This is a genomic window from Nocardia sp. NPDC088792, from assembly GCF_044750615.1.
In the GTDB taxonomy this organism is placed as follows: Bacteria; Actinomycetota; Actinomycetes; order Mycobacteriales; family Mycobacteriaceae; genus Nocardia.
This window is the reverse complement of sequence record NZ_JBIVKC010000008.1, coordinates 25,207-50,591: the sequence shown is the minus strand read 5'-3', so window position 1 is coordinate 50,591 and position 25,385 is coordinate 25,207. Positions and strand designations below refer to the sequence as shown.

Genomic DNA, 25,385 nt, shown 5'->3' with positions numbered 1-25,385 from the left:
CGGCGGCGCGCTACCCCGTTCCGGACAGTTCGACGAATCAATGTTTCGCACCTTCATCTCGTGTCGATTTGCAGGTCGGCAGACCCCGCGGCCGGGTGCTCCGGTGTAGATGGCCGACCCTGACAGACCGTACGGCCTATCCAATCGCCGCGACAGCGCCCCATGTTACGGGTTGATCGCTGGGATGGACGCATCGGCCGGACGGAATGTCATCGAATCCGTCCGGCCTGCCTGCAATGTCGCAATTACGCTGCGCTGCTCCGTCACTGCCGCGTTGCGCGGGCGTGTCACGCCCGCGCTGCGCAGGTGTATTACTGCCCCGCGGAGCGGCCGTGCTCGGCCAGTCCGCCGAGCGCCTGCACCCAGCCTTCGACCAGTTTCTTGACCTGTTCGAGGTCGAGCACCGCACCGGCGAAGTCGAAGCGGGCCACCAGGCCGTCCTGACTGGTGTCGACGGTGACGTCCAGGTACAGGTCGTCGGCGACCGGTTCCGGGTAGACCCGGGCCGGGCGCAGATCGCGGTAGCGGAAGCCGATGCGGCCGACCGGCAGGGCGGCGATATCGGCGACGGTGGCCGAGTTCAGGTGCGCGAGCAGCCCGAATCCCACACCGCGCGAGGGTACTTCGCGGCACCGGTCGCGGATCTGCTCGATGACCGATCCGGCGTCCCGCCCGCCCGCCCGGACTTGTGCGAAGTCGATATCGTCCAGGCGCAGCGGGAAAGGGTAGGTGGTGCTGAACGCGCCGACGGTGCGCAGTCCGGCCGGATCGCCGGGCAGTCGCCCGTCGGCGACCAGCCGCACCACCGAACCCGCGGTGTCGCGGGCGGATTCGGCGCCCGGGTCGAGCAGGGCCACGGCGAGCGCGCCGAGCAGCACCTCGTCGATGGTGGCGTGGTAGCGGCGGGCCGCCAGGTCCACGGCCGCCGCGCCCTCACCGGTGATGGTCACCGAGACGCGGCCGCGACCGCCCAGGCGGCCGTCGGCGGCCACCTGCTCCGGGGAGACGCCCGGGATGGCGCCGGCCAGTTCGGTACGCCACCAGCCCAACTCGGCGACGGTGCCCGGGTCGAGGGCGCGGTCCGCCAGGGCGCCCGCGATGCCGACCGGGTGGGCGTCGGCGCTGGGCGGGGTGGCGTGGCCGCCGGACCAGGAGGCGGTGAGGTCCTCGATGACGGTGCGCCACGAGGTGTCGTCGACGACCAGGCCGTTGGCGACCACGACCAGGATGGCCGCGGGGCGTTCGTCCGGATCGGCGGCGTTGGCGGCGTTCTCCATCAGCACGAAGCGGATGTTGTACCCCTTCTCGGGGTCGAGTTCCGCTGCGGCGGCGTGGATCACGGCTTCGACGGGATCGCCGACGGCCTCCACCGACGGATCCAGCTGCCACACCACGGCCGCGCCGCGCGGCTGCTGCGCCGGAATATCCAGCACGGCCGCTTCCCCGTCGCGCCGCAACCGCGCCCACAGTCCCGGATGCCGATCCAGCAGCGTGGCCACGGACCGCCGCACCCGGCTACCGGAGATCCCGGCCGCGATATCGAGCGTGATGGCCCGCACCCACAGCCCGGACGGCTCGAGCTCGAGCAGCGTCATCGCACCGGCGGGCAATGCCGAAACCTCCCCCACCGCAGTGAGTCTCGGTCCCATATGCACGGGCCGGACCGCAGTTGATCGCGCCGCGGAGTCCCCGGTCGCCGCCGTGGCGGAGTCACCGGATCCAGCGGTGGAGTCCGCTCCCCCGGCAGCGGTATCACCAACGGCGTCCGCGGTGGCGGTGTCGTGGCCGCGTTGCGGGCGGGTGTTGCCGTCCTCCTGCTCGGCAGCCTGAGGTGTTGTGCCGGAGTCGGATTCGGGTGCCGGTGTGGTGGCGCCGGTTTCCGGGTTGTCCGGGTCGGTGGTTTCCCCTGCTTGTGCCGATTTGCTGTCGGCCGCTTCCCCATTTGCGGGAGCATAAACTTCGGGTTCCGGGTCGTCGGCCGGAATCGGCTCCGACGCGGCGAGTTCCGGGGGCGTGTCGGAAAGCAGCTTGACCGGTACGAGGTCCTCGGGGCGGATGACGGGGAGGACCTGGGTGACGGCCCAGTCGTCGCCGGCGTCCGGAGTGTCCGAGGTGTCGCGTTTGCGGTCGGCGGCGTCGACGAGCTCGGTCAGCTGCGGGCCGATCAGCGCGAAGGCCTCCGCGGTGACGAGCAGCTGGTGCCGGAACGGCATGGAGTGCACATTGATCCGGCCCGTGGTGTACGGCCGCCACTCCTCCGGGGAGCGCTGCTCGTAACCCTCGGTGGGCACCTCGGCGTAGAACAGTTCGACATCGCCGACGAATACGCCCGCCCGGTGCTCGGTGCGCAGCGCGACCGTCCGCACCGCGCCCTGATAGATGCGCCGCACCCGGTCGAGGGTGAGCACGCCGAGGTCGGTGGGCAGCGCCGCGTGCAGGGCGGCGAGCGCTTCCTCGCTGAGTTCGAGGAGATCCCCGTCGGGGAACGCCTCGGGGCCGATGCCGAGTTGCGCGAATTCGTCGACGATGGCGTCGCGGAAGTCCGCGAATTCCATGTCCGGGAAGGTGTCCAGGATCGCCACCAGGTCGACCTTGTCGCCGTCGGCCTGGAGTTCGGTGGCGATGGCCTGGGCCAGGGTGCCGCCGAGGGAGAAGCCGGCGAGCCGGTACGGGCCCTCGGGCTGGATGGCGCGCATCTCGGTGATGTACCGCCGCGCCACTTCACGCAGGGAGGTCGGCGCGTAGTCGGTTTCGGTGAATACCGGCGACTGCAGGCCGATGATCGGCTGATCCTCGGGCAGCACGCGCGCGAGACCGGCGTAGCACCAGGCCATTCCGGACATGGGCGGCGGGCAGAACAGCGGTGTGCGGCTGCCGGTCGCGCGGATCGGCAGTACGACGGCGAGCGCGGCCTCGGAGGCCGAGTCGTAATCGTGCTCGCTCTCCAGCGCGGCCACGATCTGCGCCGCGAGCCCGGCCGCGGTCGGCCCGGTGAAGAACCAGGCCACCATGACCTGGGCGCCGGTGAGCGCGCGCAGCCGGCTGACCACCTGGGTGGCCAGCAGCGAGGTGCCGCCGAGCGCGAAGAAGTCGTCGTCGATGCCGACCTGGTCGAGTCCGAGGACTTCGGCGACGGTCTTGGCGACGGCCTCCTCGAGCGGGGTGCGCGGGGCCCGGTATTCGCGTTGCCGCAGTACGGGTTCCGGCAGTGCGGCGCGGTCGAGCTTGCCGACCGGGGTGAGCGGCACGGCGTCGAGCACGGTGACGGCGGTGGGCACCATGTACTCCGGCAGCTTGCCGGACACGAACTCGAGGAGCGCGTCGACGTCGATCTCGCGACCGGCGACCGGCAGCACGTAGGACGCCAGGATGGTCGCCCCGGCGTCGGTCTCGTGCCCGACCGTGACCGCGAAGTCGACGGTGTCGTGCGCGACCAGGGCCGCGTCGATCTCGCCGAGTTCGATGCGGAAGCCGCGGATCTTCACCTGGAAGTCGTTGCGCCCCACGTATTCCACGACGGCCTGGCCGTCGTCGTCGGTGCGCCAGCGCACCACGTCGCCGGTCCGATACATGCGGGCGCCGTCGACGTACGGGTTGGCGACGAACCGTTCGGCGGTCAGCCCGGGTCGCGCGTGGTAGCCGCGCGCCAGCTGGATGCCGGACAGATACAGTTCGCCCGCAACGCCTTCCGGCACCGGCCGCAGCCGGTCGTCGAGGATCAGCGACTGCATGCCGCGGATCGGGGCGCCGATGGTGACCGGATCGCCCGGGGTCAGCGCGTCGCTGATATTGGTCATGATGGTGGTCTCGGTGGGACCGTAACCATTGTGGAAGGCGCGAATGGCGCCGTTCGCCAAGGGAACCGCCCACTTCTCCACGAGATCGGCCGGCACGGCTTCACCGCCGGCGACCAGCACCCGCAGCGAATCCAGCCCGGCCGGCCCGAAGGTGGACAGGGCGGCGGGCGTGATGAACGCGTGCGTCGCCCGCTCGCGCCGGATCACCTCGGCCAGTTCCTCGCCGCCGTAGATGCCCGGCGGCACGATGACCAGGGCGCCGCCCGCACCGATGGCGAGCAGGTACTCCAGCACCGACGCGTCGAACGAGGGTGACGCGAAATGCAGTGCGCGCGAATAGGAGTCGAGCCCGTAGCGCTCGGTCTGCTCGGCCCGGAAGTTCGCCAGGCCCGCATGGGTGACGACCACGCCCTTGGGCAGGCCGGTCGAACCCGAGGTGTAGATGATGTACGCCGCCTGCTGCGGCGACACCGGCCCGCGCCGGTCGGCATCGGTGACCGGGGTGGCCGCACGAGTTTCGACCTGCGCGATGAAGCGCGGGTTGTCGAGTGCGATCCACCCGGTCAGGGTATCGATGGGCGGCAGGTCCGGGGACTTGACCGACAGCATGAGACCGAACGCCGCGCCCGAGTCGTGCACCATGTGCGCGATGCGGTCGGCCGGATAGTCGGGGTCGACCGGAATGAAGACCGCGCCGGTCTTGATCACGGCCCAGATCGCCAGCACCGATTCGATGGACCGCGAGATCGCCACGGCCACCCGCACTTCGGGTCCGGCGCCCTGCACGATGAGTTCCCGTGCCAGCTTCGAGGAGGCCGCGTCCAGGTCGCCGTAGCTGAAGGACCGTCCGTGCAGCGAGACCGCCGGGCCCTTCGGGTTGGCGAGGACCGCGGCGCGCAGCAGTTCCGGCAGGGTGACGGGCGGGACGGCCGGGCCGCCGGTGCGGTCCAGCAGGTCCGCGCGTTCGGCGGGGGCCAGCAGTTCCAGCTCGCCGACCAGCGCCTGCGGCTCCGCCACGATCTGTTCGAGCAGGCGGGTGAACCGCTGCGTGAACTCCTCGGCGGTGACCGGGTCGAACAGGTCCCGCGCGAAGGTGAGGATGGCGTGCATGCCGGCGTCGCCGCCGTCGCTGACGGTCAGCTGCAGATCGAATTTCTCGATCTCCACATCGAATTCGACGGGTGAGACGGTCAGCCCGGGGAGTTCGAAGGTGCCGGTGGGCAGGTTCTGGAACGACAGGGCCACCTGGAACAGCGGATTGCGCGCGGTGGAGCGTTCCGGGTTCAGCAGTTCGACGAGCCGCTCGAACGGAATGTCCGCGTGCGCGAACGCCTGCAGGTCCGTGTCCTTGGCCCGGTCCAGCAGTTCGGTGAAGGTGTCACCGCCGTCGACGGCGGTGCGCAGCACCAGGGTGTTGACGAACATGCCGATGAGATCGTCGAGTTCGGCCTCGCCACGGCCTGCGATGGGCGTGCCGATGGCGACATCGTTCACGCCGGCCAGGCGGGAGACGAAGACCGCGAGCGCGGCGTGCAGCACCATGAACATAGTGGCATTGCGTCCGGTCGCGATGTCCTGCAGGCCGTGCCGCAGTTCGGGGCTGATCGGGAAGGCCACCGCACCGCCGCGGAAGGACTGCACCGGCGGGCGCGGGCGATCCGACGGCAGGTTGGTCTCGTCGGGCAGGTCGGCGAGCTGGGTGCGCCAGTAATCCGCCTGTGCCGCAATGAGACTCGACGGGTCGTCCTCGGCGCCGAGTACTTCGCGCTGCCAGAGCGCGAAGTCCGCGTACTGCACGGGCAGCGGCTGCCACATCGGTTCCTGGCCATTGGCGCGCGCCGCGTACGCGAGCATGACATCGCGGGTGAGCGGTCCCATGGACCAGCCGTCCGCCGCGATGTGGTGGGCGGTGAAGACCAGCACGTGTTCGGCGGGTTCGGCGTCGATGCGGAACAGCTTGGCGCGCAACGGCACTTCGGTGGTGACATCGAATCCCGGTGCGATGACCTCGATCACGCGGCCGACCACCTCGGCGGGACTCACCGGGATCGGCGTGAGGTCCGGAACCGCCTGTGCCGCGGGCAGGATCACCTGGGAGGGCGGATTGCCGTGTGTACCGGCGTCCGCGGGCTGCGGGTAGACGGTGCGCAGGGTCTCGTGCCGTTCGATGACATCGGCGACGGCCTGCTGCAGGGCGTCCGTGTCGAGGTCGCCGCGCAGCCGCACCGCGATGGGCACGTTGTAGGCGGCCGAAGCCGGGTCGAACTGGTTGAGGAACCACATGCGCTGCTGGGCCAGCGACAGCGGAATCGCTTCCGGCCGTTGCTGTGCGGTGAGCGCCTTGCGTCCACCGGTGCCTTCGAGCGCGGCGAGTTCGGCGGCCAGCCCGGCGACGGTGGAGGCGGTGAACAGGGTGCGCACCGGTACCCGGATATCGAGGGCCGCGCCGAGGCGGGCCGCGACCTGGGTCGCGAGCAGCGAGTTGCCGCCGAGTTCGAAGAAATCGTCATCGGCGCCGACTCGTTCCACACCGAGCACATCGGCGTACACCTTGGCGACGGCGAGCTCGGCTTCCCCACTGGGAGCACGGAATTCACGCGTGGTGAGCACCGGTTCCGGCAGCGCCCGCCGGTCGACCTTGCCGACCGGGTTGAGCGGGATGGCGTCCAGCACCATGATCGAGGCGGGCACCATGTACTCCGGCAGCCGCACCGCGAGATCCGTGGTGAGCGCGTCGGTGTCGATCTCGCGACCGGCGACGGGCAGCACATAGGAGACCAGAATGGTTGCCCCGGCGTCGGTCTTGTGGCCGACGGTGAGGGCGTAGTCGACGGTGTCGTGCGCGACCAGGGCCGCGTCGATCTCGCCGAGTTCGATGCGGAAGCCGCGGATCTTCACCTGGAAGTCATTGCGGCCCACGTATTCGATGGCGGGCCGTCCGGTGCCGTCGGCGCGCCAGCGCACCACGTCGCCGGTGCGGTACATGCGCGCGCCCTCGAGGTACGGGTGCGCGATGAACCGTTCGGCGGTGAGCCCGGGCCGATCGTGGTAGCCGCGGGCGAGCTGGAGGCCCGCGATGTAGAGCTCACCGGAGACGCCTTCCGGCACCGGCCGCAGCCGGGCGTCCAGCACGAGTTCCTGCACGCCGCGGATGGGTCCGCCGATGACGAGCGGATCGCCCGCGGACAGCGGGTGACTCATATTGGTGACGATGGTGGTCTCGGTGGGGCCGTACACATTGTGGAAGGCGCGCACGCGGCCGTCGGCGGCGGGCACGGTCCACTTGGCGACCATGTCGGACGGCATGGCCTCGCCGCCCGCTGCCAGTACCTTCAGGTCGTCGAGACCGGTCGGGTCCATGGTAGCGACGGCCGCGGTGGTGATGAAGGCGTGGGTGACGCGTTCGGTGCGCAGGATCTCGGCGAGTTCCTCACCGCCGTAGACGCCCGGCCGGACCACGACCATGGTGGCGGCGGGCCCGGCGGCCAGCAGGATCTCCATCATGGCGCCGTCGAAGCTGGGTGACGCGAAATGCAGGGTGCGCGAGGAGGAGTCGAGCTGATAGCGGTCCAGCTGCGCCCGGCTGTAGTTGGCGAGACCCGCGTGGGTGACGACGACGCCCTTGGGCACGCCGGTGGAACCGGACGTGTAGGTGATGTAGGCGATATTGGCGGGCCGCAGCGGCGCGCTCCGGTCGGCGTCGGTAATGGTTGCGCCGGAACGGTTCTCGACGTCGGCGGCGAACCCGGGGGTGTTCAGCGCCAGCCAGGGTCCGGGCAGTGCGGGCAGCGCCGGAATGGCGCCCGCCATGGCGATGCCGAAGCGCACGCCGGAGTCGCTGACCATGTGGGCGATGCGGTCGGCCGGGTAGGTCGGGTCGACGGGCACCAGGGCCGCACCGGTCTTGGTGATGGCCCACATGGCCAGCACCGATTCCACCGAACGCGGAATGGCCATGGCGACCCGCACATCCGGTCCCGCGCCCTGCGCGATGAGTTCCCGCGCCAGGCGCGAGGAGGCGTCGTCGAGTTCGGCGTAGGTGAAGGTGCGCCCGGCGTAGGTGATGGCGTCACCGTCCGGGTTGGCCGCCACCGTGGCGCGCAACAGGTCGGGCAGGGTGGACGCGGGCACGACCGGGCCGCCGGTGTGGCTGAGCAGGTCGGCGCGTTCGGTATCGGAGAGGATCTCCAGATCCCCGACGGGCGTCGACGGTGCGGCCACGATCTGCTCGAGCAGGCGGGTGAACCGCAGCGCGAACACCTCGATGGTGGCCTCGTCGAACAGGTCTCGCGCATAGGTGAACAGCGCGAGCATGCCCGCGTCGGCGCCGGTGTCCCGCATGGTCAGTGAGAGGTCGAACTGCGCGGCCTCGATGCCGGAGTCGAGCGCGGCGATGCGCAGGCCCGGCAGTTCGAAGTCGGTGTCCGGCAGGTTCTGGAAGGACAGGGCGACCTGGAACAGCGGGTTGCGCGCGGTGGAGCGTTCCGGGTTGAGCAGTTCGACGAGCCGCTCGAACGGAATGTCCGCGTGCGCGAACGCCTGCAGGTCGGCGTCCTTGGCGCGGGCGAGCAGTTCGGTGAACGATTCGCCGCTGTCAACCGCGGTACGCAGCACCAAGGTGTTGACGAACATGCCGATGAGATCGTCGAGTTCGGCCTCGCCACGGCCCGCGATGGGCGTGCCGATGGCGATGTCGTCGGTGCCGGACAGCCGGGCCAGCAGTACCGCGAGCGCACTGTGCACCACCATGAACAGGGTGGCGTTCCGCTCACGCGCGAGGCGCCGCAGCCCTTCGTGCACCTCGGGGGTGATCGGGAAGGTCACGGCCCCACCGCGGAAGGACTGCGCCGGTGGGCGCGGGCGATCGGCGGGCAGGTTCAGTTCGTCGGGCAGTCCGGCGAGCCGGGTGCGCCAGTAGTCGGCCTGCGCGGTGATGAGGCTGTCCGGATCCTGTTCGGAGCCGAGGGTTTCCCGCTGCCACAGCGCGTAATCCGCGTACTGGACCGGCAATTCGCTCCACTGCGGGGCCGCGCCCCGACTGCGCGAGATGTACGCGGTCATGAGGTCGCGGGCCAGCGGGCCCATGGACCAGCCGTCGGCGCTGATGTGGTGGGCGACGAGCGCGACCACGTGCTCGTCCGCGCTCAGCTCGTAGAGCCGGACGCGCAGCGGGATTTCGCTCGTCACATCGAATTCGGCCGCGACCAGGGCGGCGATTCGCTCCGGCAGGACCGCGAGTTCGACCTTTTCGGGTGCGAGGTCGACGACGGCTCGTTCGACGGGCAGCACCACCTGGTGTGCGACACCGGCGGTTTCGGGGTAGACGGTGCGCAGTACCTCGTGCCGCGCCACCAGGTCCGCGACCGCCTGCCGCAGGGCGGCGACATCGAGTTCGCCGGTGAGCCGCAGGGCGATGGGCAGGTGGTAGGCGGTCGAGGCGGCGTCGAAGCGGTTCAGGAACCACATGCGCTGCTGCGCCAGCGACAGCGGAATGCGTTCCGGCCGGGCACCGGCCACCAGCGCCGGTCGGCGGATCGCTCCGGAATGCGTGGCCAGCACGGCCGCCAGCTCGGTGACGGTGGGTGCGTCGAACAGCATGCGCACCGGGACCCGGGTCTCGAGTTCCGCGCCGAGGCGGGCCGCGACGCGGATGGCGATGAGCGAGTTGCCGCCGAGTTCGAAGAAGTCGTCATCGGCGCCGACCCGCTCGAGGCCGAGCACGTCGGCGAATACCGCGGCCACCGCGATCTCGACAGGCGTTGCGGGAGCGCGGTATTCGCGTTCGGGCAGCACGGGTTCCGGCAGGGCCCTGCGGTCCAGCTTGCCGACCGGCGTGAGCGGCAGTTCGTCGAGCACGACGATGGCCGAGGGCACCATATGCACCGGCAGACTGCGCGCGACGTGCTCGCGCAGCTGTTCGGCGTTCACCGACGCACCGGGCGCGCCCAGCACGTAGGACACCAGTACCGTTGAGCCCGTGGCGTTCTCGCGGCCGAGGGTGATGGCGAATTCGACCTCGGGATGCCGCGCGAGCACGGCGTCGATCTCGCCGAGTTCGATGCGGTAGCCGCGGATCTTGACCTGGAAGTCGGTGCGCCCGACGTAGTCGATCTCCCAATTCACCGACGGCACGGCGTAATTGCCATTGCGCTGTTCGGTGTGCGCGTACCAGCGCACCAGGTCACCGGTGCGGTACATGCGCGCGCCCGGAGCGCCCCAGGGGTTGGCGATGAACCGTTCCGAGGTGAGGCCCGGCCGGCTCCAATAACCGCGCGCCAGGCCGCCGCCCGCGAGGTACAGCTCGCCAGGCACGCCCGGCGGCACCGGCTGCAGCCGGGAATCCAGCACCAGCGCCGACATGCCGCGCACGGGCGTGCCGACGGTGATGTGCCGTCCGGCGCGCAGGCGCGCGTACGAGGAGATGATGGTGGTTTCGGTGGGGCCGTAGCCGTTGAAGTAGTTGCGGTCCGGCTGCCATTTCGCCAGCAGTTCCGGGGTGGTGACATCACCGCCGACGGACAGCATGACCAGCTGGTCCTGCCCTGCCGGGTCGACCGAGCCGAGCACGGCCGGGGTGATGATGGCGTGCGTGACCTGCTCGGAGCGGATGAGGTCGGCGAGCTCGACACCGCCGAGGATCTCGCCGGGCACGATCACCAGGGTCGCGCCGGTGCCGAAGGCGACCATCCATTCCAGTACCGACGGGTCGAAGCTGGGCGAGCAGATGTGCAGGAACCGGTGTTCGGCGCGCAGCTGGTACAGCCCGACGGCGTGGTCGAAGAGCCCGCCGAGACCGCCGTGGGTGACGGTGACGCCCTTGGGCTTTCCGGTGGAGCCCGACGTGTAGATGACGTAGGCCGGGTGCCGCATGTCCAGGGGTTCGAGGCGGTCCGCATCGGTGACCGGCAGGGCCGGCTGCTCGGCGCACTGCTGCACGGTGGCGCGTTCGTCGAGCAGCAGCCAGTGCGTGTCTTCCGGCAGGCCGGCGCGGTGTTCGCGGCTCGTGATGCCCAGTACCGCACCGGAATCCGCGAGCATGTAGCGCACGCGGTCCTCGGGATAGGTGGGGTCGATGGGCACGTGCGCGCCGCCGGCCTTGGCGATGGCCAGCACCGCCAGCACCATTTCGTAGGAGCGCGGGAAGGAGACGGCGACCAGCTTCTCGGGGCCGACGCCGTGTGCGATGAGCACCCGGGCCAGGCGCGAGGAGTCCTCGTCGAGTTCCCCGTAACTGATACTGCGGCCGCGGTAGCGCACCGCGATGCGCTCCTGGCCGAGTTCCACGCCGCGGGTGAGCAGTTCGGGCAGCAGCGCGGTGGCCATGACGTCGTCGCGGGCGACGCGGGTGAGCAGGTCGGTCTCGGCGCTGTCCAGCATGGGGAGGCGGCCGACCGGGGTCTCCGGATGGGTGGCCACGGCGACCAGCAGGCGCACGAACCGTTGCGCGAACACGCGCACGGTGGCGGCGTCGAACAGATCGGTGGCGTAGGTGAAGCCGCCCGAGATGCCTTGCGGCACACCGTCGGCGGCGGTCCGCTCGACCAGGGTGACATCGAGGTCGAACTTGGCGACCGGCACGTTCAGGTCGACATCGGTGACGGAGACGCCGGGCAGGTCGAGCGCGGCGGCCGCCATGTTCTGCAGCGTGAGCGCGACCTGGAACAGCGGGTGCCGGGCCTGCGAGCGCGGCGGATCCAGCAGTTCCACAATGCGTTCGAACGGTGCGTCGGCATGCTCGAAGGCGGCCAGGTCGGCGCCGCGGGCGACGGTCAGCAGGTCGCTGAAGGACTGCGCCGGGTCCACGTCGGTGCGCAGCACCAGCGTGTTCACGAACATGCCGATCAGGTTGTCCAGGTCGGCCTCGCCGCGGCCCGCGATGGGCGCGCCGACCGCGATATCGCGGCTGCCGGACAGGCGCGACAGCAGTACCGCGAAGGCGGCGTGCAGCACCATGAACAGCGTCGCATTGTGCTGCTGCGCAAGCCGATTCAGTGCGGCGTGCACGTGCGGGTCGATATCGAAGCCGTAGGTGGCGCCGCGGCCGGAGGCGGCGATCGGACGGGGCCGATCGGTCGGCAGCTCCAGCTGATCGGGCAGCCCGGACAGGGTGTCGTGCCAAAAGGCGAACTGGCGGGCCAGCAGCGAATCGGAATCGCTTTCGTCGCCGAGGGTTTCGCGCTGCCACAGCGCGTAGTCGGCGTACTGCACGGGCAGCGGCGTCCACTGCGGTTCCGCGCCCTGGATGCGGCTCAGGTAGGCGGTCATCAGGTCGCGGGTGAGCGGGCCACCGGAGAAGCCGTCACCGGCGATGTGGTGGACCACGCACACCAGCACATGATCGTCCGTGGCCAGCCGCAGCAAGCGCAGCCGCAGCGGCGGGGCCACCGTCACATCGAAGCCGGAGAACGCGACTTCGGCCACGGCCGTGGGCAGTTCGGCCTCGGTGATGTCGATCATGGACAGCGACGGGCGGGCTTCCGGATCGTCGGCGCCCAGCACCACCTGATGCCCGACGCCCTCGTGCTCCGGGTAGACGGTGCGCAGCACCTCGTGCCGCTCCACCAGATCGTGCACGGCGGCGCGCAGGGCGTCCACGTCGAGGGGGCCCTGCACGCGCAGCGCGATGGGCAGGTTGTAGGTGGCGGCCTCGGTGTCGAAGCGGTTCAGGAACCACATGCGCTGCTGCGCATAGGACAACGGCACCAGCGCGGGCCGCGGCATCGGCCGCAGCGGACCGGTGTGCGACACCGCATGCGAGCCCGCGGTCGCCGCGAGTTCGGCGACAGTGGGCGCTTCGAACACGGCCCGCACCGGAACGCGCACGCCCAGTGCCGCACTCAGCCGCGCGACCACCTGGGTGGCATTGAGCGAGTTGCCGCCCAATTCGAAGAAGTCATCGTCCGCGCCGACCCGTTCCGCGCCGAGCACGGCCGCGAACACCTCGGCCACCGTGCGCTCGGCCGCACTCGACGGCTCCCGGTACGCGCGCGCCTGGAACTCCGGCACCGGCAGCGCCTTACGATCCAGCTTCCCGGACGCGTTGAGCGGCATGGCATCCAACCGCACCACGGCCGACGGCACCATGTACGACGGCAGCGCCGCCCGCGCATGCGCCAGCAGGTCCGCGTCGGTGACCTCGGCGGCCGACGCACCGGATCCCGTGAACGCAACGTTCGGCAGTGCCGCGGTGGATCCCGGGGGCACCTGGTCCAGCGCATCCGCGCCGTAATTCGACAGTGCCGCGGTGGATCCCGGTGATGCCGGGTCGAGCGCAGCCGCAGCGGACAGCGCCGTGCCGGATCCGGCGGCGGCCTCCGGCACGATGTAGGCGACGAGGCGGTCACCGGTGGCGCCGCGCACCAAGGTGACGGCGGCGCGGTGGACGGCCGGGTGGCTGAGCAGCACGGTCTCGATCTCGCCGAGTTCGATGCGCTGGCCGCGGAGCTTCACCTGGAAGTCGCTGCGGCCCAAGTATTCCAGGGCATGACCATCCGCTCCGCCTCCCCGCGCTTCGATGGGGATCCAGCGGACCACGTCGCCGGTGCGGTAGAGCCGCTCGCCGTCCGTGTGCGCGACGAAGCGTTCCGCGGTGAGGGCGGGGGCGCCGAGGTAGCCGCGGGCCAGCTGGACTCCGGCCACGTAGAGTTCGCCGGCCGCGCCGAAGGGCACCGGTTGCAGTTGCCGATCCAGTACGTGGACACGGGTATTGGCGACGGGGCTGCCGATCGGGACCGCATTGCCGGCGGTCAGTTCGGCCGGGTGGGCGGTGACCACCGTGGCTTCGGCGGGACCGTACCAGTTGACGAGGGCCGTATCCGGCAGGGCGGCCGCGAATTTCGTGGCGCTCTCCGCGGAGAGGGCTTCGCCGGCGGCAAAGACCCAGCGCAGCGACGGATGCCGGCGGGCGGCGCCGTCGAGGTAGGCGTCCAGCATGGACGGCACGAAATGCACCGAGGTGATGCCGTATTCGTCGATGGTGCGCGCGATGTAGGCCGGGTCGCGATGCCCGTCCGGTTCGGCGATCACGACGGCCGCGCCGTTCTGCAGCGGCCAGAACAGCTCCCAGGTGGAGATGTCGAAGGTGATGGGCGTCTTGTGCAGCACCATGTGGCCGACGCCGTGCGGGTAGGTGCGCTGGGCCCAGCGGAACTGGTTGGCCATCTGCCGGTGCGTGATCACCACGCCCTTGGGGCGGCCGGTGGAACCCGACGTGTAGATGACGTAGGCGGCATTGTGCGGCCGCGGCTGCGCGGGTCGCACGTCGACGAGCGAGTCCGCGCCCGCGAGGGCCTCGACGAAGAACAGCGGTACGCCGGAACCGGTGACGAAGTCGTCGTCGGCGCGGGTGAGGACGCAGACCGGAGTCGCACTGGTGAGCACGTATTCATTGCGCTCGGCCGGATGGTCCGGATCCACCGGCACGTAGGCGCCGCCGGAACGCAGTACCGCGTAGATGGCGACGACCAGGTCGATACTGCGCCGCATGGCCACGGCGACCCGGGATTCCGGGCCGACGCCGCGCAGGGTCAGTTCCTGGGCGAGCCGCCGGGAGCGGGCATCCAATTCGGCGTAGCTGAGAGTGGTCCCGCCGAACATGAGCGCGGGCGCGCCGGGTGTCCGTGCCACCTGGGCGTCGAACAGGGTGAGCAGGGTCGAATCGTCCAGCAGCTCCGGCACATCGGTGTCGTTGACGGCGGCCAGTTCCGCGCGCTCGGCGGGGAGCAGCGCGTCGATATCGGCGACCCGCGCCTGCGGGTCGGCGGCGAAACGGTCCAGCAGTGCGGTGAGCCGCTGCACCACGGCCTGCGCCGCGTCCGCGTCGAACAGGTCACGCAGGTACTTGAGCGTGAACCGCAGTTCGTCGCCGTGCGGCTGCGCCATGACGGTGAGCGGGTAGTGGGTGCCGTTGGTGGAGGACGCGCCGAGGATGCCCGCATTGTCGATGGGCGCGGCGGCGTCGTCGAGGGATTCCTCGTCCACCGGGTAGGAGGAGAACACCACGATGGAGTCGAAAAGCCCGTCGACTCCGGCGATCTCCTGGATCTCGCCCAGCCCGACATGATGATGGTCGAGCAGCGCGGCCTGATCGTCCTGCAGGGCGCGCAGCACCTGCGCGAGCGTGCTACCCGCGGTGAGCCGCACCCGCACCGGAATCGCGTTCAGGAACAGGCCGACCATGGTTTCGATACCGGCCAGCTGATGCGGGCGACCGGACACGGTGGCGCCGAACACCACATCGTCGCGGTCGGCGCTGCGGGCGATGAGCAGACCCCACGCCGCCTGCACGACGGTATTGAGGGTGACGCCCGCGTCGGCGGCCACCCGGGAGAGGGCCGCGGTCGCGTCGGCGGGCAGGTCGAAGCGGATTTCGCCGATGCCGGAAGCGATTTCGCGGGAACGATCCACGGAGGCGAGCGGCGTCGGCTCGGTGAACCCGGCCAGTGCCTCGCGCCACGCGTCACGCGCGGCACTGTGGTCGCGCGCGGCGAGCCAGGCCAGGTAGTCGCGGTACGGGCGCACGGCCGGAAGCTGCGAGGCCTCGCCATCGGCGGCGTACAGCAGCAGCATGTCCTGCGTGAGCAGCGGCATGGACCAGCCGTCGATGAGGATGTGGTGGCTGGTGATGGCCAGCCGGTACCGGTCGGCGGCGGTCCGGTAGAGGGCGATGCGCATGAGCGGCGCGGTGCTCATATCGAAGTGGCGGGCCACCTCGAAGGCCATCAGCCGGTCGATCTCGGCGACCGCCTCGGCCGGGTCCCGATCGCTGAGATCCAGGTACTGCCAGGGCAATTCGACATCGTCCAGCACGACCTGGATGGGGTTGCCGTTGGCGTCCTCGGTGAACACGGCGCGCAGGTTCACATGCCGGTCCAGCATGGCCTGGGCGGCGGCGTGCACCCGGTCGACCTCGATCTGCCCGGCGATGTCGATGGCGAACTGCACCATGTACGCGTCGACCGAGGATTCTGCCATCTGCGCGTGGAAGAGCATGCCGGACTGCAGCGGGGTGAGCGGCCAGACCTCGTTGAGGTTCGGGTATTTCGCGCGCAAGCGGGCGAGATCGGCCGCGCCGAGGGCGACCAGCGGCCCGGTGGCCAGCTGCTCCTCGGGCTCGCCCGGATCGACCGTTTCGGCGACGGCGGCGAGCGCCTCGACGGTGCGGGATTCGAAAAGATCCTTGGGCCGGAAGGCGACACCGAGCGCCCGCGCCCGGGACACGATCTGAATGGAGGTGATGCTGTCCGCGCCGATGGCGAACAGATCGTCGTCGAGACCGACCTGTTCCACTCGCAGCACGTCGGCCACCACATCCGCGATCGCCTGCTGCACCGGCGTTTCCGGCGCCCGGTACTCCTTGGCCCGCAGCACCGGCTCGGGCAGCGCCCGGCGGTCCAGCTTGCCGACCGGGGTCAGCGGAATGTGGTCCAGCAGCATGACGGCGGTGGGCACCATATGCACGGGCAGGCTGTGCCCGGCCAGTTCGATGAGTTCCTCGGCGGTGACGGTCTGCCCCTCGCGCGCATGCACGTAGGACACGAGAACGGTGCCGCCGCTGGGCAGTTCGTGGCCGACGGTGACGGCCAGATCCACGGCCGGATGCTGAGCGAGCACGGCGTCGATCTCGCCGAGTTCGATGCGGAAACCGCGGATCTTCACCTGGAAGTCATTGCGGCCCATGTATTCGATGCCGCCGTCGGCGGTCCAGCGCACCAGGTCACCGGTGCGGTACAGGCGGGCGCCGGGTTCGAACGGGTTCGCCACGAAGCGCGAAGCGGTCAGCGCGGGCTGCCGGTGATACCCGCGCGCCAGCTGTGCGCTCGCCAGGTACAGCTCCCCCACCGCGCCGGTGGCCGTGCGATTCAGTCGCTCGTCGAGCACATACGAGGTGACCGTCGGGATACCGGGCCCGATATGCACCGGCTGATCCACCGATTGCTCGGCGATATTGGTCATGATGGTGGTCTCGGTCGGCCCGTAGCCGTTCCAGAACGCGCGGCCGGGAACCGCCCAGCGCTGCACCAGATCCGGCGGGCACGCCTCGCCGCCGACGACCACGACCCGGAAATCGTCCAGCCCGGCCGGATCGACGGAGGCGAGGGCCGCCGGCGTGATGAAGGCATGGGTCACCCGCTCGCGCCGCAGCACCGCGGCCAGGTCCGCGCCACCGAACACGGTGGGGGCGACCACGACCATGGTGGCCGCGCCACCGAGAGCGAGCAGCAATTCCAGCACCGAGGCGTCGAAGGACGGAGACGCGAAGTGCAGGGTGCGGTCCGCGGCGGTGACGCCGTACCAATCCCGCTGCACCTCACAGAAACCCGCGAGACCCGCGTGGGTGACGATGACGCCCTTGGGCTTTCCGGTGGAACCGGAGGTGTAGATGACGTACGCGGGATGCTCGGCGCGCAGCGGGCCGACCCGGTCGGTATTGGTAATGGGATCGGCCGGATAGTCGGCGACCGGCAGTTCATCCGAGTCGATGGCCAGCCATTCGATCAGCCCCGGCATTTCCGGCCGGGTATCGGTGACCGTGAGGCCCAGCACCGCACCGGAATCGGCGACCATGTGCTCGACGCGGTCCGGCGGATAGTTCGGATCGACCGGCACGAATCCGGCACCGGCCTTGGCGACCGCCCAGACCGCCACCACGGATTCGATCGAGCGCCGGATGCCGACGGCGACCAGATCCTCCGGGCCGATGCCGCGGTCGATGAGCAGCCGGGCCAGCCGGGTCGACCGCTCGTCGAGTTCGGCGTAGCCGAGCGTGGCGAGGGTGCGTTCGGCATCGGCCAGTACGACGGCGGTGCCGCCGGGATTGGCCTCCACCGCCGTGGCCATCAGCTGCGGCAGGGTGGGGACGCGAGGACGCCGGGTTCGAGTGGGACGTACGCGAGCCGTGCGGGTCATGCGAGCACCGCCGGCATCTCATAGCGCCGGTCCCCGACCACTCGAATCATTTAGGTGTCCTCATCCTGTCTGTCATCACTACAGCCGCCCGTTCACCCCTCGACTTTCATCGAGCGGGAACGGGCGGTGTGTTACTCATCCCTGCGCTGGTCGGCGGTGACCGGCGCAGTGACCCGGTGCGGTGGCGCCGACCCCTTACGCGGCGCCGTCCGACAGTTCGGGCAGAGTGACCAACAATGCTCGTTCCCAGTTCTCCGGCACCTTATCCGCATCCACGACGACAGCGTGCAGATCCTCGAGGGCCCCCGGATCGACTTCGGCCAATCGGGCCTGCTCGGCGATCAGATGTGTGACCCATTCGTCGGCCAGCGCACCGGTCAGGCCCGCCGCTCCCGCGGTCGGATCCGGCAGCACCATGGACGCGCCGACCCCGCCCACGGCCACCAGTTCGACCAGCGCCAGCGGACCGCGGCCGCGACCCAGCTGATAGGTGCGCGACTCGAAGGTCAGCTCGGCGGCCGAACGCACCCGGTCGGCCAGGGCCGCCAGCGCGTCGTAATCCAGGGTGATCGCGCCGGGTGCGGCGAAGACCGTATCGTCGCCGCGCAGCGCGCGGGTGCGGTGCGCGTAGGTGACGGGGCGCGCGGATTCGGCCGTCATCTCGGCGGCCACCGACGGATCGTCGAGAGCCAGCCAATCGATGCCGGGCACCGGCGCCGGAGCGCCGATCGTCAAGCCGACCTTCACATCCAATCCGGCCGGCGGCACGGTGTCCGTCAGCGGCAGCGGCACCACGGCCGCGCCCGCCTTGAGCACCGCCCAGGTCGCCACCGCGAGTTCGACACCGCGATCCAACCGGATCGCCACGCCGGTGCCCGGACCGCAGCCGCGGCCGATGAGCACCCGCGCCAGCCGCGAGGAGCGGGCGTCGAGTTCGTTGTAGGACAACGCTTCCTCGCCCCACACCAGGGCGGGACCGTCCGGATCATCCTCGACCACCGCCGACAGCGACTGCGGCAGCGCGGTGCCGCGGGCATTGGCGGGCGGCTGCGCGACCGGGGTGTTCGCCTGCGCGCGTTCGTGTTCGGTGGCATCCAGGATGTCGATATCGCCGACCGGAATGTGCGGGTCGGCGGCCACCGCGGTGAGGATGCGGGTCAGGCGGCGGCCCAGCGCCTCCATGGTCTCCGCGTCGAAGAGATCGGTGGCGTAGGAGAACAGCACCAGCAGTTCGCCGAGGGCGCCGTCCGCGCCGGGCAGCGGATCCACGCCGATCTGCAGATCGAACTTGGCCTGGGCCAGTTCCGCGTCCACGGCCGAGACGGTCAGGCCCGGCAGGTCCAGCACCGGGGTCTCGGTGTTCTGCAGCGCCAGCACCACCTGCAGCAGCGGATTGGCCGCGCCACGACCGGGGGCCGCCACCTCGGCGACCCGCTCGAACGGCACATCCGCGTTGGCGAAGGCGGACAGATCGGTTTCGCGGGCCCGCTCCACCAGATCGTCGAAGGAGGCCGCGGTATCGACCTCGGTGCGCAGCGTCAGCGTGTTCACGAACATGCCGACCAGATCATCGAGGGCCTGCTCGCCACGACCCGCGATCGGCGTGCCGATGGTGATGTCCGAACTGCCGGACATGCGCGCCAGCAGCACCGCGATGGCCGCGTGCACCACCATGAACAGCGACGCATTGTGCCGCCGCGCAATCCGATTCAGGCCCGAGTGCACGTCCGCGCCGACACTGAAGTCGACGAACGCGCCCACCATGGAGGCCACCGGCGGCCGCGGGCGATCCAGCGGCAGCAGCGCCGTCTCCGGCAGTTCCGCGAGCTGTTCGCGCCAGTACGCCAATTGCTGTGCGGCGACCGAATTCTCGTCCTCGTCGGAGCCGATGACCGCACGCTGCCACACCGCGAAGTCCGCGTACTGCACCGGCAGCGGCGCCCAGCCCGGGTTCTCCTCACCGGAGCGGGCCACGTACGCGGTCATGATGTCGCGGGCAAGGGGGGCCAGCGACGCGCCGTCCGCGGCGATGTGGTGGGCGACCAGGATCAGCAGGAAGTCGTCGGGGGCGTCACCGGTGAGCAGCCGCAGCCGCACCGGAACCTGTGCCGCCACATCGAATCCGGTGAAGATGAGGTCCTGCACCCGCGCGCCGATGTCCTCGACCCGCTCGGCCTCCAGGCCGCGGGACTGCGCGCCGATGATCTCCGGCAGCGCCTGCGCGACCGACAGCACCTCCTGGTACGGCGCGCCGCCGGGCCCGGACTCGGGGTAGCGGGTGCGCAGCACCTCGTGGCGGGCCAGCACATCCTCGGCGGCCTGACCCAGGGCGGGCAGGTCCAGCGTGCCGGTGAGGCGGATGACCATCGGAATGTTGTAAGCCGGTGAGCTGGTGTCGAACTGGTTCAGCACCCACATGCGCTGCTGCGCCAGCGACAGCGGCACCCGCTCGGGACGCTCGCCGGCAACCAGCGGCGGCCGGGTGCCGACGCCACTGCCCGGCACGATGCGGGCCGCGAGGGCGGCGACCGTGGAGGTCTCGAACAGTTCGCGCACCGAGACGCCCGCGTCGAGCGCCTCGTTGATGCGGGACACCGCGCGGGTGGCGATCAGCGAATTGCCGCCCAGGTCGAAGAAGTCGTCGTCCGCGCCGACCCGTTCGACGCCGAGCAGGTCGGCGAACACGCCGGCCACGATCTCCTCGATCGGCGTCGAGAGGGCACGGAAACGCTTGGCCTCGAACACCGGCGCGGGCAGCGCGCGGCGGTCCAGCTTGCCGGAGGCATTGAGCGGGAACTCGTCCAGCACCACCACGGCCGCGGGGACCATGTAGGCCGGAAGCTGCTGGGCCAGTGCGGACTTCACCGCATCCGGCTCCACCGCGCCGTCCCGCACCACGTAGCCGACCAGCTGATCGCCGGCGTGCGGATCGGTGCGCACCACTACGACCGACTGCGCGACACCCGGCTGCGCCAGCAGCGCCGCCTCGATCTCGCCCAGCTCGATGCGCAGGCCGCGCAGCTTCACCTGGAAGTCGGTGCGGCCCAGGTAGTTCACCTCGCCGTCGGCGGTCCAGGTGACCAGGTCGCCGGTGCGGTACATGCGCTCGCCGTGCCCGAAGGGGTTGGCCACGAAGCGATCCGCGGTCAGATCGGCCCGCGACAGGTACCCGGTGGCGAGCTGATCGCCCGCCAGGTACAGCTCACCGGCAACACCCGGGGCGACCGGGTGCAGCCGCGAATCCAGCACGTACAGGCGGGTATTGAAGACGGGGCGGCCGATCGGCACCGCGACGGTGTCGGCGTCGGTGACCTCGTGATAGGTGACGTCGACCGCGGCCTCGGTGGGGCCGTACAGGTTGTGCAGCTGGGCGCCGGTCAGCTCGCGCAGCTTCTGCGCGGTCGGGGCGGGCAGCGCCTCGCCCGAGGCGAACACGCGGCGCAGCCGCAGGCCGGCGGTGCCGATCTCGCCGCCGAGCGTGGCCACGAAGACCGCCAGCATCGAAGGCACGAAATGCACCGTGGTGACGCCCTGTTCGGACATCACCTGGGCCAGGTAGACCGGGTCGCGGTGCCCGTCCGGCTTGGCGACCACCAGCTTCGCGCCGTTCTGCAAGGGCCAGAAGAACTCCCACACCGACACGTCGAAGGTGGCCGGAGTCTTCTGCAGCACCACATCATCGCCGGCGAGCCGGTACTCGGCCTGCATCCACACGAGGCGGTTGACGATGGCGGCGTGCGAGACCGCCACACCCTTGGGGCGGCCGGTCGAGCCGGACGTGAAGATCACGTAGGCGGTATTGCCCGCCCGCAGCGGCCGGATCCGTTCCGCATCGGTGAGCGGCGCGGAACTGTGCCGGTGCCCGGCGGTCGCCTCCAGCTGCTCGGTGTAGAGCACCGTGAGTTCCCGGTCGCCGACACCGAATTCGTCCCGTTCGGTGGTCAGCACCAGGCGCGGGGCGGCGATGTCGAGGATGTAGCCGGAGCGTTCCAGCGGCTGATCCGGATCGATCGGCAGATACGCGGCGCCGGCCTTGAGCACGGCGTACATGGCGACCACCAGCTCGGTGGATCGCCGCATGGCCAGCGCCACCAGCGATTCCGGGCCCGCGCCGTAGCCGTTCATGAGCAGTTCGCGTGCCAGGCGGTTGGCCCGCTCGTCCAGCTCGCGGTAGGTGAGCGTCTCGTGCTCGTAGGACAGCGCGATGTTGTGCGGGGTGGCCTCGACCTGCGCCTCGAACATCGAAACCAGCGTGGCGGCAGTGCCTTCCGGCAGCCCGACGGCGGCCTGCATATCGAAGGCGGTGGCGTTCCAGTCGCTGAGCACCCGCTGCCGATCGGCGTCGGTCAGCAAGGGCAGATCGCCGACCGGGGCCTCCGGGTCGGCGGTGGCGGCCGCCAGCACCCGCTGGAATCGGCGTGCGAACGAGGCCACCGTGGCCTCGTCGAAAAGGTCCAGCGCATAGGAGAATTCGGCGGCCAGGCCGCTGGCGTCGCCGTACTCGTCGTACGACTCGGCCATGGTGAGCTGCAGGTCGAACTTGGCGAACGGGATCTGCAGATCCGCGCCCGCCACCTTCAGACCCGGCAGCTCCAGCGTGGTGGGTGCCATGTTCTGGAAGGCCAGCATGACCTGGAACAGCGGGTTACGGGCCTGCGAGCGCGCCGGATCCAGCAATTCCACGAGACGCTCGAACGGCACATCGGCATTGCCGAAGGCGCGCGCGTCCACCTCGCGGGCCTGCCGCAGCAGCGCCTCGAAACCGGCGGCCGGGTCCACATCGGTGCGCAGCACCAGCGTGTTCACGAACATGCCGATGAGATCGTCGAGATCGGCCTCGCCGCGACCGGCGACCGGGGTGCCGATGGCGATGTCCCGGGTACCGGAGAGCCGCGCCAGCAGTACCGCCAGCGCGCTGTGCACCACCATGAACAGCGTGGTGTTGCGGGATTCGGCGAAATGCCGTGCGGCGGCGTAGATCCGGTCGTCGATGCGGAAGGCGTAGGTGCCGCCGCGGTAGGAGGCGACCGGCGGGCGCGGGCGATCGAACGGCAGCACCAGTTCGTCGGGCAGATCGGCGAGGGTCTCGCGCCAGAACGCGATCTGCTGAGCCAGCAGCGAATCCGAATCGTCCTCGCTGCCCAGGGTTTCGCGCTGCCACACCGCGTAATCCGCGTACTGCACGGCCAGCGGCGCCCACTGCGGGGCCTTGCCGCCGGCCCGCTCGACGTAGGCGGTCACCAGGTCGCGGGTGAGCGGGCCCATGGAGACGCCGTCACCGGCGATGTGGTGGATGACCGCGACGAGCACATGCTCCTCGGCGGCAATCCGCAGCAGCCGCAGGCGGATCGGCGGCGCGGCGGTGACATCGAAACCGCCGCCGACCACCTCGGCCACCCGGGCCGGGATATCGGCCGCGGCCACATCCAGCACCGGGATGACCGGTAGCGCGCGCAGATCGTCGGCGGCCAGCACCAGCTGGTAGCCCTCGCCGTCGACCTCCGGGTAGACGGTGCGCAGTACTTCGTGGCGCGCCACCAGGTCACGCGCCGCGGCGCGCAGGGCATCCACGTCGATGACGCCGGTCAGCCGCACCGCGGCCGGGATATTGTCCACGGCGCTGGTGGGATCGAAGCGGTTCAGGAACCACATGCGCTGCTGCGCGAACGACAGCGGCACCCGTTCGGGCCGCGGCAGCGAGCCCAGCACGGGACCGGCCGCCGGGACGGGCGTGCCCTCGAGCCGCTGTGCCAGGCCGGACACGGTGGAGGCGTCGAACAGGACGTGCACCGGCACCCGCACGCCGAGCGCGGTGCCGATGCGGGCCGCGGCCTGCGCGGCCAGCAGCGAGTTGCCGCCCAGTTCGAAGAAGTCGTCGTCCGCGCCGACCCGCGCCTCCGGATTGTCCGGAATCAACAGGGTGGTGAAGACCTGTGCGATGGCCTCCTCGGCCGGGGTCGACGGCGCGCGGAAGGCGCGCGCGGCGAATACCGGCTCCGGCAACGCATCCCGGTCCAGCTTGCCCACCGGGGTCAGCGGAATCTCGTCCAGCACCACCAGGGCGGCCGGGACCATGTACGCGGGCAGCGACCCGCCGATGAAGGCGGTCAGCTCGGCCGTGTCGAGAGTGGCTCCGGGACGCGGCAATACGTAGGAGACCAGCGCGGTCGCGCCCGAGGGCAGCGTCTTGCCGAGGGTCGCCGCGTAATCCACGTCGGCGTGCGAGGTGAGGGCATTGTCGATCTCGCCGAGTTCGATGCGCAGGCCGCGGATCTTCACCTGGAAATCGGACCGCCCGAGGTATTCGATGACGCCGGCTGTATCCGATTCACCGCTCGCGGTGGCCGTGCGGCGCACCAGGTCACCGGTGCGATACAGCCGTGCACCAGGTGTCCCGCTGACTTCACCGAACGGACTGGCAACGAAGCGTTCAGCGGTGAGACCCGGCCGCAAGTTATAGCCCTGTGCCAGTGCGGGACCCGACAGGTACAGCTCACCCACCACACCGTCCGGCACCGGCTGCAGCCGCCCGTCCAGCACGAACGCGCCCACACCCGGGATCGCCGAACCGATGACGACCGGCTCGCCCGGCACCAGCGCCGCGGTGCTGGTGGCCAGGATGGTGGCCTCGGTCGGGCCGTAACCATTGAAGAAGGAACGGGTTCCGGTGGTCCAGCGGGCCACCAGTTCGGGGCCGAACTTGTCACCGGCCACCACCACGGTGGTCAGCGCGTCCAGTCCGGCCGGATCGACCGATTCCAGCGCACCCGGCGTGATCAGGACATGGGTGACCTTTTCGCGGCCCAGCAGTTCGGCCAGTTCCACGCCGCCGAACACGCCGGCCGGCGCGACCACCAGGGTGGCCCCGGCGGTGAAGGTCAGCAGCAGTTCCAGCACCGAGACGTCGAAGCTGGGCGAGCACACGTGCAGCACGCGGGAATCCGCGGTGACGTCGTAGTGCTCGCGCTCGGCGGCCACCAGCCCGGCCAGGCCGGTGTGGGTGACCACCACGCCCTTGGGCTTACCGGTGGAACCGGAGGTGTAGATGACGTAGGCCGGGTGCTGCTCGGTCAGCGGGCGCACGCGATCGGCGTAGGAGATGGTGTGGGCGGGCTGGGCGGCGATCCGCTCGGCCTGCGCCGGATCGTCCAGCTCGACCCATTCGGCGACATCGCCGAGCGCCGCGCGGTACTGCCGGACGGTCAGGCCCAGCACGGCTCCGGAATCGGTCAGCAGGTGCTCGATGCGGTCCGGCGGATAGGCCGGGTCCACGGGTACGTAGGCGGCGCCGGTCTTGGCAACGGCCCAGACAGCCAGCACCGATTCGATGGACCGGGTGATGCCGATGGCGACCATATCGCCCGGGCCGACGCCGCGCGCGATCAGTTCCCGGGCCAGCTGCGCCGAGCGCGCATCCAGTTCGCCATAGGTGATTTCGCGCTGATCAGCGGGAATGCCGGTCGGATTGAACCGGATGGCAATGGAATCGGCCGCGGTCTCGACCGCGGCGGTGAGAAGCTGCCCGAAAAGAGGGCTGCCGGACCGACGCCGACGATTTCCGCGAGCTGTACGGCGGGCAGTATCCATTCGAGTGCATTCACCTCTCGGGTCCAACTGGTCCGCGCGCCGAAGATCTTCGGCCGACCCGCGTTCGACGCCAGTCAGTCGAAGCCGGGGGCG

1 protein-coding gene and 1 pseudogene are annotated in these 25,385 nt (G+C 70.4%); both read right to left on the bottom strand.

Annotated features, from left to right (window positions below):
* Positions 1–311 precede the first annotated feature (311 nt).
* Positions 312–17,651 (bottom strand): annotated as a pseudogene (locus tag ACIP5Y_RS42670) (amino acid adenylation domain-containing protein); the annotation flags it as partial.
* 249 nt (positions 17,652–17,900) lie between these two features.
* Positions 17,901–25,292: an amino acid adenylation domain-containing protein gene (locus ACIP5Y_RS42665; RefSeq protein ID WP_400359069.1), complete on the bottom strand. Its 7,392-nt coding sequence runs from the start codon at positions 25,290–25,292 to the stop codon at positions 17,901–17,903.
* Positions 25,293–25,385 lie beyond the last annotated feature (93 nt).